Raw genomic sequence first — 15,118 nt, 5'->3', positions numbered from 1 at the left:
CCCCACGAGGACGAAATGACCAAAGTTGCTGTTACCGGAGCGGCCGGGCGCATGGGAGGCCGCATCATCACCGCCATCAAAGAGGCGGCTGGCATGGAACTGGCCGGCGCCGCCGAACGTACGGGACACCCTATGGTCGGCCACGATGCCGGTCTGGTCAGCGGCTGCGGCGAACTGGGCGTGGCCATCGCCGACAGCCTGGAGGCCGCCCTGGCCGACGCCGATGTGCTCATCGACTTCACCTTTCCCGAAGTCACCCTGGAGAACATTGCCGTCTGCGCCCGCCTGGGCAAAAGCATCGTCATCGGCTCCACCGGCTTTACCCCCGAACAGCGCGCTGAAGTGCAGAAGCTGGCGGCGACCATCCCGGTGGTGCTGGCCCCGAACATGAGCGTGGGGGTCAACGCCTGCTTCAAGCTGCTCAAGGAGACGGCCAAAATTCTCGGCGACGGCTTCGACGTCGAAATAGTCGAACTGCATCACAACAAGAAAAAAGACTCCCCTTCCGGCACCGCCGTGCGCATGGGCGAGGTGGTGGCCGAGGCCTTGGGGCGTGACTACAACCAGGTCGCCAACTACCACCGTGAGGGGATGTGCGGCGAGCGCACCAAGGAAGAGATTGGCATGCAGACGGTTCGCGGCGGCGACATCGTCGGCGAGCATACCGTCTATTTCATCGGCATGGGAGAGCGCATCGAGATCACCCACCGGGCCATGAGCCGGGACATGTTCGCCCGTGGGGCCGTGCGCGCCGCCGGCTGGCTCGGCGACAAGCCGGCCGGCCTGTATGACATGCAGGATGTGCTGGAACTGAAATAAGCTTTTGGGCAGGGGCGCCATGTCTGGCGACGCTGGCTTGCTCTTTAACTCATCATTCAGGGCGCGATCAATCGCGCCCCTACCATTTTTGGAGGAATGCAATGGCTCATATCAACGATCATTATCTGAAACTCAAAGCCGGCTATCTCTTTCCCGAGATTGGTCGCCGCGTGCGTGAATTCACCGCCGCCAATCCCGAGGCCAAAGTCATCCGCCTCGGCATCGGCGACGTCACCCGCCCCCTGGCTCCCGCCGTGCTCAAGGCCTTTCACGAGGCCATCGACGATCTCGGCACCACTGAAAATTTCCATGGCTACGGTCCCGAGCAGGGCTACGACTGGCTCATCAACACCATCATCGACAAGAGCTACAAGCCCCTTGGCGTCGAGCTGAAGACCTCCGAGATGTTCATCTCCGACGGCTCCAAGTGTGACTGCGCCAACATCCTTGACATTTTCGCCCTCGACAACAAGGTGGCCATTGGCGATCCCGTCTATCCGGTCTACAACGACACCAACGTCATGGTCGGCCGCACCGGCGAAGCCGATGAAAAGGGCTACTACAAGGGCATCGTCTACATGCCCTTCACCGAGGCCAACAACTTCATCCCCGACCTGCCCAAAGAGAAGGTCGACATCATCTATCTCTGCTTCCCCAACAACCCCACGGGCACCGTCGCCAGCAAGGAAGAGCTGCAGAAATGGGTCGACTACGCCAACGCCAACGATGCCGTCATCTTCTACGACGCCGCCTATGAGGCCTTCATCACCACGCCCGGCATCCCTCATTCCATCTATGAAATAGAGGGGGCCAAAAAGTGCGCCATCGAATTCCGCTCCTTCTCCAAGACCGCCGGTTTCACCGGCGTGCGCTGCGGCCTGGTCATCGTTCCCGAAGAGGTCATGGGCACCACCGAGAAGGGGGAGAAATATTCCTTCAACAAATTGTGGAACCGCCGCACCAGCACCAAGTTCAACGGCGCCTCCTACCCGGTGCAGCGTGCCGCCGCCGCCGTCTACTCGGATGAAGGCTGGCAGCAGACCAAGGAAATCATCGACTATTACATGGATAACGCCCGCATCATCCGCGAAGGTCTCCAGGCCGCCGGCATCACCTGCTACGGCGGCGTCGACGCCCCCTATATCTGGCTGAAGACGCCGGCCGGGCTGTCCTCCTGGGACTTCTTCGACAAGCTTTTGCAGGAATGCCACGTGGTCGGCACCCCCGGCTCCGGCTTCGGACCGAGCGGAGAGGGCTACTTCCGCCTCAGTGCCTTCGGCGACAAGGAAAAGGTCATCGAAGCCGTGGAGCGGATCAAAAAGAAGTGGGGTAAATAAAACGAAGAAGGGCGGCTGATCAAGCCGCCCTTCTTCGTTCAGACTGGTGCCATGAAGGTATGACTAAAATTATGCGGTAATGTCGTCGACCTTAGCGTCGGGAGCATTTTTGGTTACCGAGGCAATACCGTTCTCCATGGCCGCCTTGGAGGAATAATATTCGCTGCGCCCGACCTCCTGGCCGTTGGTCGCCTTGAGGATGAAATAGGGCTCGCCCTTGGCGTTCTCCCGCACCTCAAAAGCCCCCTCACGCACGGCGTTCTTGCGCACCGACTCGATGCCGTTCTCGGCGCTGGCTTTGGTCTTGTACAGTTCACTCGTTAAAATCACCTGCCCGTTGCTCGCCTTCAGGTTGAACATGAACTGTCCGTCCTTTGCTTTCTTCAGTTCGAACTTCCCGGCCATAACAATCTCCTCTCTGGTGGGTTGCAGTGAAAAAAACAAGCACCGCAAAAAGCGATGCAAAAAGTATGTCGCCATATCCAGCAATTGCAAGCGGACCAAGTCAAAGAGAAAGCAATTTCTGCCCCAGTTGAATACAGCATCCACCGTGATATGGTTTAAAGGCTTGTCGCATTTTAACCTTAGAAAAGGAGAGAGAAATGAAAACTGTAGCCACCTGGTGTATGGTATTTTTAATGGCAACCCTGTTGAGCGCCTGCTCCAAGGAATCGACACCGCCGGAAGAAACAGCCAAGCCCGCCGCTGAAACCGGTACGGTCAGCGAGGAAGCCAAAGAGGCGGCGGCTGAAGTGAAAGAGGCTGCCGCCGTCGCGGTCGACGCAGCCAAGACGGAGGCCGAGCAACAGGTTCAGGCCACCAAGGAAGCCACCGCAGAGATGGTGGATGAGGCCAAGACCACGACCGCCCAGGCGGTAGATGCCGTCAAAGAGCAGACAGCAGACGTGGCGGAAGAGACGAAAGAGGCCGCTGACGTGGCGGTCAGCGCCGCCAAGGCCAAGGTTGCGGAAACGGCCGCCGCCGTAGAGAAAGCCGCCACACCCGAACCACCCGGCGTGGTCGTTTACGAAGCCAGCATGGGTAAGGTCACCTTCAACCATGCGGACCATGGCAGTCGTCTGAGCTGCGACAAATGTCATCCCACCGACCCGCCCCGGATGGTGAAGATCGACAAGGATATCGCCCACACGCTGTGCACTGGCTGCCACAAGGCCAGCGGCGGCAACGCCCCCACCTCCTGCACCGCCTGCCACGTCAAATAATCCACTTTAACGGCAGCAAAAAGGCCCGCCCTTTCGATGAAGGAGCGGGCCTTTTTGCAATGGTCAATAATTCACCGACCTGGATTTATTGCAGGATCGGCCGCGGGGTTTTGTCGGTACTCACCGGCAGCAGCGGATAGACGATCTGCGGCTGGATGCCATTGAGGGTTTTCATGAAGGTCACCAGCAGCTTTTCATCCTCGGGAGTAAGAGAAATCCCCAGTTGGGAAGACCCCATGATGCTGGTGGCTTCCTGCAGGCTCCAGACCTTGCCCGAATGGAAATACGGTGCCGTCAGGGCCACATTGCGCAGGGAAGGAGCACGGAAAACGTACTCATCGCTGGCCGTGTTGGTGACCTGGAAGCGGCCCTTGTCATCGGCAGACATGACCTCGCTGCCGGGCTTCTCCACGACCCCGAAGGGGAAGTAGCCGCTGCCGCCCACGTTGACGCCGTCATGGCAGCCGGCGCAGCCCTTGTTGATGAACAGTTCCAGGCCCGCTTTCTCCCTGTCCGTCAACGTATCAGCATCTCCGCGCAGATAGCTGTCAAAGGGGGCCGGGGTCAGCAGCACGGCCTCAAAAACCTCAATGGCTTTGGCGACGTTGTCAAAGGTCAAAGCTTTTTCCTCGCCCGGAAAAGCCTTGGTGAAGAGGTCGACGTACTCGGGGATGCTACTCAGCGTTTCCAGTACGCGTTCAGGGGTGTTGTTCATTTCCACGGAGGCCTGCACCGGCCCTTTGGCCTGTTCGGCCAGATCCTTGGCCCGGCCGTCCCAAAACTGGGCTGAATTGAAGACGGCGTTCATGACGGTGGGGGCGTTGCGAGGCCCTTTCTGCCAGTTGTGCCCGACGGAGGTCTCCTGCAGATCACCACCGGCCAGACCGACATTGTGACAGGTGTTGCAACTGATCAGTTGAGAGGAGGACAGCCGCGGATCGAAAAACAGCATCTTGCCCAGATCCAGCTTGGCCGGAGTCGCCGGGTTACCTTCAATGACCGGCGGCTCGGCGGGCAGTGGCTTGAAAATTGTCTGACTAAGGCTCAGAAGTTCATTGGCAGCGGCATAGGCCGGGCCAAGGGACATCAGGGTGACAGCAGCACCTAAGGCAATCAATCGGAACATGGTTTCTCTCCTTTGCAAATAAGGTTTTCACAAATCGGTTTTCCCCGGTTCTCTGCACCAATATAGCAGGTGCCGGCAATTTTGCACTTGTGGCCCGAACAACTTCGAGAAAAGACGGACGGGTCCGGAAGCACCCTTGGGATCTTTTGCTATATTTACAGACGATACGTGTTCCTGACTGGAGTTTTCGATGGCGATTGGCACTCCCGAAAGAGAGCAATTCCCTGACCAGCCTCACCCGAACCTGAGCGCCTGGTATCAGCTGTCCTCCGACGAGACGCTGGAAAAAATCGGCTCGACCCAGGCAGGACTCCAGCCGGACGAGGCTGACCGACGGCTGCGGGAGTTCGGCCCCAACCGTCTCCCCGAACGGAAGCCCCCTGGCCTGGCCGTCATCTTCCTGCACCAGTTTCTCAGCCCTCTCATCTATATTCTCCTGGCGGCCGGTGCCGTCTCCCTGCTTATCAACGAACACACCGATGCCTTCTTCATCTTCGCCGTCATTCTGCTCAACGCCGGGCTCGGCACCTTTCAGGAATGGAAGGCCGAGAAGAGCGCCGCTGCTCTCCAGCGCCTGCTGGGCATAAAAGCCCATGTCCGCCGGCAGGGGCGGGAATTCCAGCTCGCAGCCGAGTTTTTGGTGCCTGGGGATATCGTCCTGCTCGAATCGGGCAACCGAATTCCCGCGGATATGCGCCTGCTGCGCACCCGTAATCTTGCCGTCGACGAATCGCTGTTGACCGGCGAGTCGCAGCTGGTCGGCAAGGAGACGGCGGCCCTTCAGGGAGATCTACCTTTGAGTGATCGTTCCAACCTGGTCTTCGCCGGCTCGACGGTCGCCAGCGGACGGGCCACGGCCGTCGTGGTCGCCACAGGGCTCCACACCGAATTGGGCAAAATCGCCCTGGCCGTCTCCGCTTCGGAATTGACCAAGCCTCCCCTGATTATTCGCATGGAGCGCTTTGCCCGGCAGATCAGTTACCTTGTCCTCGGCTTCGTGGCTCTGCTGGCGCTCATCTCCCTGGCGCGCGGGGTGGCTGTCATGGAGGTATTCTTCATGGCTGTCGCCCTGGCCGTATCTGCCATCCCCGAGGGCCTGCCCGTCGCCATGACCGTGGCCTTGTCCATCGCCGCCAGTCGCATGGCCCGGCGCAACGTCATTGTCCGCAAACTGACGGCGGTGGAAGCGCTGGGAAGCTGCACCTGCATCGCCAGCGACAAGACCGGCACCCTGACTGTCAACAAACAGACGGCTAAAGTTCTCGGCCTGCCCTGCGGCAAACTTTTCGATGTCACCGGCGAAGGGTACCAGGGTACCGGGATCCTGCTCGAGGCCAACGGCCAGCCCCCAAACGCGCAGGATCAGGCTTTTCTCACCCGTCTCGCCAAGACGGCGGCCATCTGCAACGAAGGAAGCCTGGCGGAGATAGACGGCGACTGGGAACACCAGGGGGATGCCGTGGATGTCGCCCTGCTGGCCCTGGCCTACAAAGCCGGACTCGATCCCCGTCGCCTGGCCCGCGAAGTGGACAAGATGAGCGAAATCCCCTTTGAGTCGGCCCAGCGCTACGCCGCTGTCGCCTACCGGCACGGCCAGGAAGCGGGCGTGGCCGTCAAGGGCGCCGTCGAGGCCGTTCTGCCTTTTTGCGCCGATTTTCAGGGGGAGAGTGACTGTGAGGTGAACGCCCAGGATATCCGGGAACAGGCCCTGGCCCTGGCCGAAGGGGGCTACCGGGTCATCGCCGTGGCGCACAGCTCCCGATTGCCCGAGGAAGAACTTACGGCGGAGAATCTGCCACCCCTCACCTTTCTGGGACTGGTGGGGCTCATTGACCCGCTGCGTCCGGAGGTGGCGGCGTCGGTGGAACGCTGCCGGAAGGCGGGAATCCGCGTCGTCATGATCACCGGCGACCATCCGGCCACCGCCCTGAGCATCGCCCGGGAACTGCACATCGCCCGCAGCGCCGAGGACCAGATCGTCGGCGCCGACCTGGAGGACCTGGGATCGCCTGAAGACCCGCGCTACCTGGAGGCCGTGCAGCGCGCCGCCGTCTTCAGTCGGGTCGCCCCCCTGCAAAAACTCGATATCGTCGCCGCCCTCGGCACCCTCGGCCATTTCGTCGCCGTCACTGGCGATGGCGTCAACGACGCGCCTGCCCTGCGCCGCGCCCACATCGGCGTCGCCATGGGGTCAGGAACCGACGTCGCCAAGGATACGGCCGCCATCATCGTCACCGACGACAACTTCGCTTCCATCGAAGGCGGGGTGGAAGAAGGCCGTTTTGCCTACGACAACATCCGCAAGGTCGTCGCCCTGCTCATCTCCACCGGCGGCGCCGAACTCGTCCTTTTCACTCTGGCGCTGCTGCTGGGCGTTCCCCTTCCGCTGCTGGCCGTACAGCTGTTGTGGCTCAATCTGGTCACCAACGGCATTCAGGATGTGGCCCTGGCCTTTGAGGGGGGCGAACCCGGCGCCATGGCACGGGCGCCGAGGCCGCCCACCGAAGGGGTTTTCAACCGGCTGATGATCGAGCAGGTCGTCATCGCCGGCATCACCATGGGCCTGCTTGCCTTTGCCAACTGGTACAGTCTGCTCGCACTGGGCTGGGATGAGCAGGCGGCCCGTAACAGCACCTTGCTGCTCATGGTCCTGCTGGAAAACGCACATGCCTTCAACTGTCGCTCGGAAAGGCAGTCAGTTTTCCGCGTTCCCTTAAGCCGCAACTGGCTTCTGGTCGGCGGTGTGGGCGTTGCCCAGGGCCTGCACATTCTGAGCATGAACATCCCGCTGATGCAGAACGTTCTGGGGGTTCAACCGGTCAGCCTGTCCCATTGGGGGCGGCTGATCCTTATGTCCCTGGTGCTGATCGCGGTCATGGAATTGTATAAATTGGTCAGGCACAGTTCCGCTGGATCAAAAGATCTTTCAGCCACGCCATAGTACGACAGCAAAAATGTGCCAAAACGGGTCTTTTCGTGAACTCTGATGATTTTTCTGGTAAATTTAAAAACTCAATCCAAAGCCCCACATCCACGGAGGTCTCGTGTCCTGCAAGGCGACCATAAAATTTCTCAACGGGAATCACTGCGAGGGATTCCTCACCCGGCCAATCAACCCTGAAGAGGCGGGAATCGAGATTGTGGAGGTTGGCGATTCCGAACCGGCTACCTACCCCTTCGAGGCGATCTGCTTTGTCCGCCTGTATGAGAAAGGTTTTTGCCCGCCGTCCTTTCCCAAAGATGCGGTGGCGGAAGATATCTACACAGCCACGGGGGATCGATTTCGACTTCTTCTCAACAAAGGGGAGCGCTATTTCCGGGGCGTTTTCGGCTACCCTGAAAAGCCGACGGAAAAAGGGTTTACGCGGATCTTCTTCACGCGCATCGGCCTGGACATCAAGAAACTCAACCTGCCGCTCGGCAAGGTACTGACCAAACAGGGCGCCATCCAGGGGGACAAGCTGAAGCTCGCGCTGGAGCTGCAGGAAAAATTGCGGAAGCAGAAACTGGGGGACATCCTCATCGAAGACGGGCACCTCAGCCCGACAAAGGGGGAAGCGGTCATCGCCGCCGCCGCCAAAAAATCGGGTCATCGTGCCGCGCAGTTCCGCGTGGGCGACATTCTCATCGAGGCGGGGCTGGTCACCCGGCGACAGGTGGACGAGGCCCGCGCCAAGCAGGAAAATAACCGCCACAAAAAGCTCGGGGTGATTCTGGTGGAAAAGGGCTGGATCACGGAAGATCAGCTGCTGGATGCCCTGGCGCAGAAATTCGGCCTGCGGGTCATCGATCTCGACGAGACCAGCATCGACCCGGAGGCCGTCCGCATGATCTCCCGCTCTCTCATTGAACGGATGCAGGTCCTGCCCATCGAGGTCACCAGCAACCGCCTCGTCGTGGCTACCTCGACCCCCACCGACCCGACCATCGGCGACAACCTCAGCTTTGCCACCAACCGCCGTATCGAACTGGTTGTGGCCAGCGCCCGCAAGATCGAGGAGCACATCAACCGCCTCTTCTACGATTCTGAAGACGAGATCGAAGAGCTGATCGACAACCTGGGGGACGTCAACCTTGAAGTCGTCGAGGAAAAGGAAGTCGAACGCGTCACCGAGTCGGACTCCAAAGTCATCACGCTGGTCAATAAAATCCTGCTCGACGCTCATCGTCGCGGCGTCTCGGATATCCACTTCGAACCGGAGATGGGTACCCTGCCCCTCGTCGTCCGCTACCGCAAGGACGGCCAGTGCTACACGGCCCACCGGATCGGTTCCCAATACAAGAAGGCGATTATTTCGCGCCTCAAGATCGTCTCAAAGCTCGATATCGCCGAGCGCCGCCGACCTCAGTCCGGCAAGATTCTGCTCAAGCACGGGCGTGAACGCATCGAGTACCGGGTGGAAATCACCCCCACTATCGGCGGCCAGGAAGACGCCGTGTTGCGTGTGCTCAACGCCGCCCGCATCCTCTCCCTGGAACAGCTGGGCGTCTCGGAACATAATCATGAACGCTTTAAAGCCCTGCTGAAAAAGCCCTACGGCATCATCCTCTGCGTCGGCCCCACCGGCTCAGGCAAGACCACCACCCTGCATTCGGCCATCTCGGAAATCAACACCGGCAACCGCAAGATCTGGACCGCCGAGGATCCCGTCGAAATCACCCAGCGCGGCCTGCGCCAGGTACAGGTCAACGCCAAGATCGGCTTCACCTTCGAGGAGGCCCTGCGCTCCTTCCTGCGCGCCGACCCCGACGTCATCATGATCGGCGAAATGCGCGACCGGGTCACTGCCAAGGCTGCCATCGCCGCCTCTTTGACGGGGCACCTGGTCTTCTCCACCCTGCATACCAACAACGCGCCGGAGACCATCGTACGCCTGATCGAAATGGGCGAAGACCCCATCAACTTTTCCGAAGCCATGCTCGGCATCATCGCGCAGCGCCTGGTCCGCCGCCTGTGCAACCAGTGCAAGGTGCCCTATCAACCCAGCCCGGAAGAATACGAGCAGCTGGTCGTATCCTATGGCGAGGAGTACTTCGGCACCCACAACATGCCTGCGTATACAGACGAACTCACGCTCATGCACTCTCAGGGCTGCCCGGTCTGTGAAGGCTTCGGCTACAGCGGCCGCATCGCCATTCAGGAACTGCTGGTCAACTCACCCGCGATCAAGCAGGCCATCCGGCAGCGCGCCGGGGCCGGGGAATTGGAGGAAGTTGCCCGCCAGGAGGGGATGAAAACCTTGCGCCAGGACGGCATTGAAAAGATCTTCCAGGGGATCACCGACCTGAGTCAGGTGAACATGGTCTGCCTCTGAGCAGGAAAGGAAATAGGAGATGAGTGCCGCCCGGCACACTATCCTCTGCCAAAAAACACCCTAGGCAGATTCTTGCCCCGCATCGCCCTCCTGTTTCATCGGCTCCATTTTAACCTTGAGAATAGCCGTCGGCGTCACCTTCACGCAGGTCAGCAGGTAATTTTCCCACACCACCTTTTCCCCCTCGACGGGAAGATGGCCCAGCGCGAACAGGATCAGGCCGGCCAACGTGTCGAAAGGCCTTTGTTCGGGCAGACGTATGTCCAGAAAATCCGCCAGATCGTTTAGAGGCAAAAGGCCGTCCACCAAGTAACTGCCGTCCGCCAGACGACGAAAACGCTGCAATCCCGCATCGTGTTCGTCCTCAATTTCGCCCACCAGTTCTTCCAACAGATCCTCCGTGGTGGCGATGCCGCTCATTCCCCCGTATTCGTCGACCACCACCGCCATGTGTATATGACGATGCTGCATCTCTCGCAGCAGCCCGTTGATCCTCTTGGATTCCGGCACAAAAAATACGGGGCGCAGGATGTTTTCCAAGTTGAAATCAGAAGTCTGCACGGCCAAACCGAGCAAATCCTTGGCATGAACGAACCCGATCACATTGTCGACATCACCCCGGTAAACCGGGAAGCGTGAATACTGACTGCTCAGCACGGTTTTCAGAATCTCTTTGCAGTCCTGATCCAGATTCAGGGCCATGACCCGTGGACGCGGCACCATGACTTCGCGAACACGCAGGATGGAGAAGTCGAACACATTGCGGATAAAGGTCTGCTCACTGCCAGAAACAACGCCAGAGGCATGCCCCTCGGCGACCACCTGTTGTATTTCCTCTTTCGTGATAAACGCCCGTTCCCCTGAGGCCCTGATCCCCAACAGACGCAGAACCATCCGGCTCGAAAGAGTCAGAACGTAAACCGCCGCCCCCCCAAGGCGGGCAAGAGTTCGAATGGGCCCCGCGACAAACAGGGCAATTCGTTCCGAATATTCCAGGGCCAGCGCTTTGGGAACCAGTTCGCCCAAAACCAGAGAGAGATAGGCGATACAGCCGACCACCACAAAGAGAGCCAGGGGTTCAGCCGCATCACGGAGCAGAGAAAGCGACGACTGCTGCAGCACCGGCTTGATCAGTTCAATGGCCGCCGCGCCGCCGACCGCCGAAGCCATGGTGCCGACGAGGGTGACGCCGATCTGTACCGTAGCCAGAAATCGGTGCGGGTCGGCGTGGAGCTGTTCCACCACTTTGGCCTTTTTGTTCCCGTCGCTGGCGAGCTGGGCAATACGCCCCCGACGGACAGAGACGATGGCGAGTTCCGCTCCCGCAAAAAAGCCATTGGCCAAAATGAGGACCAGGACAATGACCAGTTCCAGCCAGATGCTCTCCATGAAAAACTCCCTTCCGTCCTGATGCCCCGCGATCGCCGGCGATCCGTCGTTAGCCGAGTCGCGGCTCAACGTGAATATAAGACACTATATCAAAAAGAGGAAAGGCTGCCTGACGACCTACTTCCACGCCCTCACGCCCATCAGGGTCGGCACCTTCTCCACCCGGGTGAAGCCGGCCTTTTTCAGGCGCTGCACCGCCTGGTCGACAAAACTGCTGCCGCGCCGCACCAGCTGGGGATTGCCGGTGTAGTGAAAGAGCCCGCCGCGTCGGGTGAGGACACGGTAAATTTCGCGATAAAATTCGACGCCATAGAGCTCGCCGGCCAGGGAAAAGCGCGGCGGATCGTGAATCACCGCCTCAAAGGAGGCCGCGCCAAACTCGCAGATGTAGGTGCCGACATCTGCCTGCACCGACTGGATGCCGGGGGCGGACAGACCCTGCGACCAGGGGTTCTGCCGTCGCAGGGCCATGACCGTTGCGCTCCGCTCCACCGTCACCACCTGACGGGCTCCAAGCCGAAGCGCCGCCAGCGCCGCATAGCCGAGGCCGCTGCAGGTATCGAGCACCCGATCCCCTTTTTTCACCACCTGCGCCGCCATCTGACCGGCGCTCTCGAAGGGGTTGATCCCCTTGGAGATGTGCATCTTCACGCCACTGATCTCCAGAAGCGGGGCCTGCGCCGTCGGCACGAGTTTGTAATAGCCCTCGTCCCGGCTCTCCAGCACCACCAGCTCGCCGCCTTCGAGCAAAAAGATCCGGTTCTTTTTGCCTGCAATCCGCTGCAGATCCTCCCGCTGCAAAAGGTTGTCGTCATCGAGCACCAGGGCGTCGCCCTGCAGCGTGAACGTGGCGCGGGAGAGATTCAGATCGGCGGAAATCTCCACCCGGGCATCGCCCCTGTCCAGCGCTGTCAGCACCTGCCGGGCGACCTCGGCCTCGAACCAATATCTGTGGTGATGCATGCCTACTGCTTTCCCAAAGACTGCTGACGAGCCTTTGCTTCCGATTAGGGATTAAACTGCCTTCAGCGCCGCACGACAATATTGGCAGTCTGGGTCTGCAGATCGAAGACCACCCTGGCTTTTTTCTGTCGGAGTTGTCCCAGCACCTCCTCGACTTTGTCATCCAGCGTACAGCCGGCCTCCCCCCAGTCCGCCCCGTCCCGGCTGACGAATTCCTGGATGAGGTTCCGCAGCGCCCCGGGGCTGAGCTCCTCGTAGGGGACTTCGACCCCCTCCTCCTGCCTCTCTCCGTTTTGTTCTGACGTCATCTTCTCATCCTCGTGAGCTCAGGTTTACAGCGGCTCCGCCAGCAGCAGACGGTTCTTCGGCGTGATATCCGCCGGGATGGTCTGGGTATGCACCCGGTAACCCTGACAGCTCAGGCGCGCCGCCCGCGTGGCGTCCATGGCCAGGGCGCCGTCCATCCACCCCTGCAGGCCGCCCGTATCGCCGCTATCGAGGTCGTGACAGCAGGGGAGCACCGCCACCCGGGCGCCAGCCTCCACCGCCCGTTGCAGGACCAGATCGGTCAAGCCGCCGCAGGCATGGACGGAAACCACCAGGTCGCCGGGATCAAGGGGCACCCTGTCGATGTCGGTGGACGCAAAGGTCACCCGCCCGCCCAGGCGGGGCCAGGCAGCCTCCAGCACTGTCGCCAGCGTCCTGGCGCTCTGGGGCAGCTGGCGGTCGACGGCCAGGGCCTGCGGCGAGGTATCATCCAGCAGCAGCAGGATATAAGCCAGCAGACCGTGACCGCAGGCCAGATCGACCACGCGGCCGCCCCGAAAACGGCGGCGCACCCGCCGGGCCACCTCCCAGGCCTCGAACAGCTCTTTGCGCGGCAGGCAGCCGGCCTCACAGGCCGCCCGCGCCAGACGGTCGAAGAGGGTATCGGTGGTAAAGAGGGGGAGCTGGTGCCGGGTAAGACGATTGCGCGAAGAGCGATCCATGGCGAAATCCTGAAAGCGGTTAGCAGCGTGGCGATGGTGCCGGCAGGATACCCTCAAAGCGGCTACAGGCCTAGCAAAAATCTTGCAGAAATCACCGTCTGCGACAAGGTGTCCACATAAAATTGATTGCCGCCGGCCGGTCGCCAGTGGTATAAGGGGCCGGCATGTGAACCACAGGGGTCACCCCTGTGGTTTTTATTTTTTCGCAAAGGACAGTCGTTATCATGATCAGCGCACACAATGTCGCCCTCGCCTATGGCAAGAGGGTCATCTTCAAAGATGTCAACATCAAGTTCGTACCGGGCAACTGCTACGGTCTCATCGGCGCCAACGGGGCCGGCAAATCCACCTTTCTGAAGATTCTGGCCGGGGAGCTCGATCCGGACAAGGGGAAAATTTCCGTCGGGGCCGGCGAACGCCTCGCCATGCTGCGCCAGGACCACTTCGCCTTTGACGAAGAGACGGTCTTCAACACCGTCATGATGGGGCACGCCCAGCTCTACCAGGTCATGGCCGAGCGCGAGGCGATCTATGCCAAGGGAGATTTCACCGAGGCGGATGGCATCCGTTCCGGCGAGCTCGAAGCCGAGTTCGCCGAAATGAACGGCTACGAGGCCGAATCGGAAGCGGCCGTGCTGCTCAACGGTCTCGGCATCCCGGAAGAGCTGCGCCACAAGAAGATGAAGGAACTCGAAGGGGGCGAAAAGGTGCGGGTGCTGCTGGCGCAGGCTCTTTTCGGCAACCCGGACATCCTGCTCCTTGACGAGCCGACCAACCACCTCGACCTCAAATCCATCGGCTGGCTCGAAGACTTTCTCTCCCGTTTTCAGAACACGGTCATCGTCGTCTCCCACGACCGCCACTTCCTCAACCAGGTCTGCACCCACGTGGCCGACATCGACTTCGGCAAGATCACCGTCTACGTCGGCAACTACGACTTCTGGTACGAGGCCAGCCAGCTGACCCTGAAACAGAAGCAGGAAGAAAACCGCAAGGTCACCGAAAAGGCCAACGAGCTCAAAGAGTTCATCCAGCGTTTCAGCTCCAACGCCTCCAAGGCCAAACAGGCCACCTCGCGCAAGAAGCTGCTGGACAAGCTCACCCTGGAGGATATGCCCGTCTCTTCCCGCAAGTATCCCTTCATCGCCTTCAAGCCCGAGCGGTCCTGTGGCGACATCATCCTCGAAATCAAAGACCTGTGCAAAACCGTCGACGGCGTGCAGGTGCTGAACAACTTCAGCCTCAACGTCAACAAGGGAGACAAGATCGCTTTTGTCGGCGGCGACAGCCAGACCAAGACCACCCTCTTCCAGATTCTGGCCGGCGAGCTCAAACCCGACAGCGGCAGCTTCCGCTGGGGCGTGACCATCACCTCCGCCTACTTCCCCAAGGAAAACCGCCGCTACTTCGACAACGACCTCAACCTCATCGAGTGGCTGGGTCAGTTCGCCCCCAACGAAGGGGAGAGTTTTGCCCGCGGCTTTTTGGGCCGCATGCTCTTCTCCGGCGAAGAGGCCACCAAAAAGGCCAACGTCCTCTCCGGCGGCGAGAAGGTCCGCTGCATGCTCGCCAAGATGATGCTCACCGGCGCCAACGTCCTCATTTTCGACGAGCCGACCAACCACCTCGACCTCGAATCGATCACCTCCCTGAACAACGGCCTGATCGCCTATCCCGAGGTCATCCTCTTCGCCTCCCACGACCACAAGATCCTCTCGACCGTGGCCAATCGCATCGTCGAATTCACCCCCGGCGGCTTTATCGAGCGCTCCATGACCTTTGACGAGTACCTGGAGAGTCCGGAGGTCAGCCACATCCGCAACCAGCACTTCCAGGGTGAGGCCATGCTGACCCTGTAAGAGGTCGACAGACCGCAGGGGATTTTACACACCAGGAGGCCGGCAGAACGCGCTGAAAAAGCATGCTGCCGGCCTCTTTACCTAGACGGATGAAATCA

Annotated in this window: 12 protein-coding genes; 6 read left to right on the top strand and 6 right to left on the bottom strand. The window is 60.3% G+C overall.

Features of this window, described 5'->3' with window-relative positions; all coding sequences use genetic code 11:
* Positions 1-15: 15 nt before the first annotated feature.
* Together dapB and MJO47_RS06460 are read left to right on the top strand one after the other, a co-directional pair.
* Positions 16-819 carry a 4-hydroxy-tetrahydrodipicolinate reductase gene (gene dapB / locus MJO47_RS06465; protein WP_253960298.1) on the top strand — a complete coding sequence of 268 codons (804 nt, stop codon included), beginning with the start codon at positions 16-18 and terminating at the stop codon, positions 817-819.
* Positions 820-920: 101 nt separating this feature from the next.
* A complete protein-coding gene (locus MJO47_RS06460; RefSeq protein ID WP_253960297.1) occupies positions 921-2,156 on the top strand; it encodes an LL-diaminopimelate aminotransferase in 1,236 nt (411 codons plus the stop codon).
* 69 nt (positions 2,157-2,225) lie between these two features.
* Here the strand turns inward: MJO47_RS06460 and MJO47_RS06455 are convergent, their stop codons facing one another.
* Positions 2,226-2,561, bottom strand: coding sequence for a YegP family protein (locus MJO47_RS06455; RefSeq protein ID WP_253960296.1), 336 nt, complete (start codon positions 2,559-2,561; stop codon positions 2,226-2,228).
* 197 nt (positions 2,562-2,758) lie between these two features.
* On the opposite strand from MJO47_RS06455, the gene MJO47_RS06450 reads away from it, so the two are divergent.
* Complete coding sequence (locus MJO47_RS06450) at positions 2,759-3,379, top strand: cytochrome c3 family protein (RefSeq protein ID WP_253960295.1); 621 nt, start codon at positions 2,759-2,761, stop codon at positions 3,377-3,379.
* An 85-nt stretch (positions 3,380-3,464) separates the two neighbouring features.
* On the opposite strand, the gene MJO47_RS06445 is transcribed toward MJO47_RS06450, so the two are convergent.
* The gene (locus tag MJO47_RS06445) at positions 3,465-4,505 is read right to left on the bottom strand and encodes a cytochrome-c peroxidase (protein ID WP_305882402.1); all 1,041 of its coding nucleotides are present in this window, start codon (positions 4,503-4,505) and stop codon (positions 3,465-3,467) included.
* A 190-nt stretch (positions 4,506-4,695) separates the two neighbouring features.
* Between MJO47_RS06445 and MJO47_RS06440 the strand changes: the two genes are divergently transcribed.
* Positions 4,696-7,446: an HAD-IC family P-type ATPase gene (locus tag MJO47_RS06440; protein ID WP_253960294.1), complete on the top strand. Its 2,751-nt coding sequence runs from the start codon at positions 4,696-4,698 to the stop codon at positions 7,444-7,446.
* A 103-nt stretch (positions 7,447-7,549) separates the two neighbouring features.
* A complete protein-coding gene (locus tag MJO47_RS06435; protein WP_253960293.1) occupies positions 7,550-9,820 on the top strand; it encodes an ATPase, T2SS/T4P/T4SS family in 2,271 nt (756 codons plus the stop codon).
* A 60-nt stretch (positions 9,821-9,880) separates the two neighbouring features.
* Here MJO47_RS06435 and MJO47_RS06430 read toward each other — a convergent pair whose 3' ends face one another.
* From MJO47_RS06430 to MJO47_RS06415, 4 genes are all read right to left on the bottom strand, one after another.
* Complete coding sequence (locus MJO47_RS06430; protein ID WP_253960292.1) at positions 9,881-11,209, bottom strand: hemolysin family protein; 1,329 nt, start codon at positions 11,207-11,209, stop codon at positions 9,881-9,883.
* A gap of 117 nt (positions 11,210-11,326) precedes the next feature.
* Positions 11,327-12,172: a methyltransferase domain-containing protein gene (locus tag MJO47_RS06425; protein ID WP_253960291.1), complete on the bottom strand. Its 846-nt coding sequence runs from the start codon at positions 12,170-12,172 to the stop codon at positions 11,327-11,329.
* Between the two features lie 62 nt (positions 12,173-12,234).
* On the bottom strand, positions 12,235-12,480 hold the full coding sequence (locus MJO47_RS06420) for a YheU family protein (protein ID WP_253960290.1): 246 nt from the start codon (positions 12,478-12,480) through the stop codon (positions 12,235-12,237).
* Between the two features lie 24 nt (positions 12,481-12,504).
* Positions 12,505-13,161, bottom strand: a complete 657-nt coding sequence (locus MJO47_RS06415; protein ID WP_253960289.1) for a methyltransferase — start codon at positions 13,159-13,161, stop codon at positions 12,505-12,507.
* Between the two features lie 224 nt (positions 13,162-13,385).
* Here MJO47_RS06415 and MJO47_RS06410 point away from each other — a divergent pair, with 224 nt between their 5' ends.
* On the top strand, positions 13,386-15,020 hold the full coding sequence (locus tag MJO47_RS06410) for an ABC-F family ATP-binding cassette domain-containing protein (RefSeq protein ID WP_253960288.1): 1,635 nt from the start codon (positions 13,386-13,388) through the stop codon (positions 15,018-15,020).
* Positions 15,021-15,118 lie beyond the last annotated feature (98 nt).

The sequence above is a fragment of the Desulfuromonas sp. KJ2020 genome, from assembly GCF_024197615.1.
Taxonomy (GTDB): Bacteria; Desulfobacterota; Desulfuromonadia; order Desulfuromonadales; family SZUA-540; genus SZUA-540.
The sequence above is the reverse complement of the archived record's forward strand: the minus strand, read 5'-3'. Positions and strand labels throughout refer to the sequence as shown.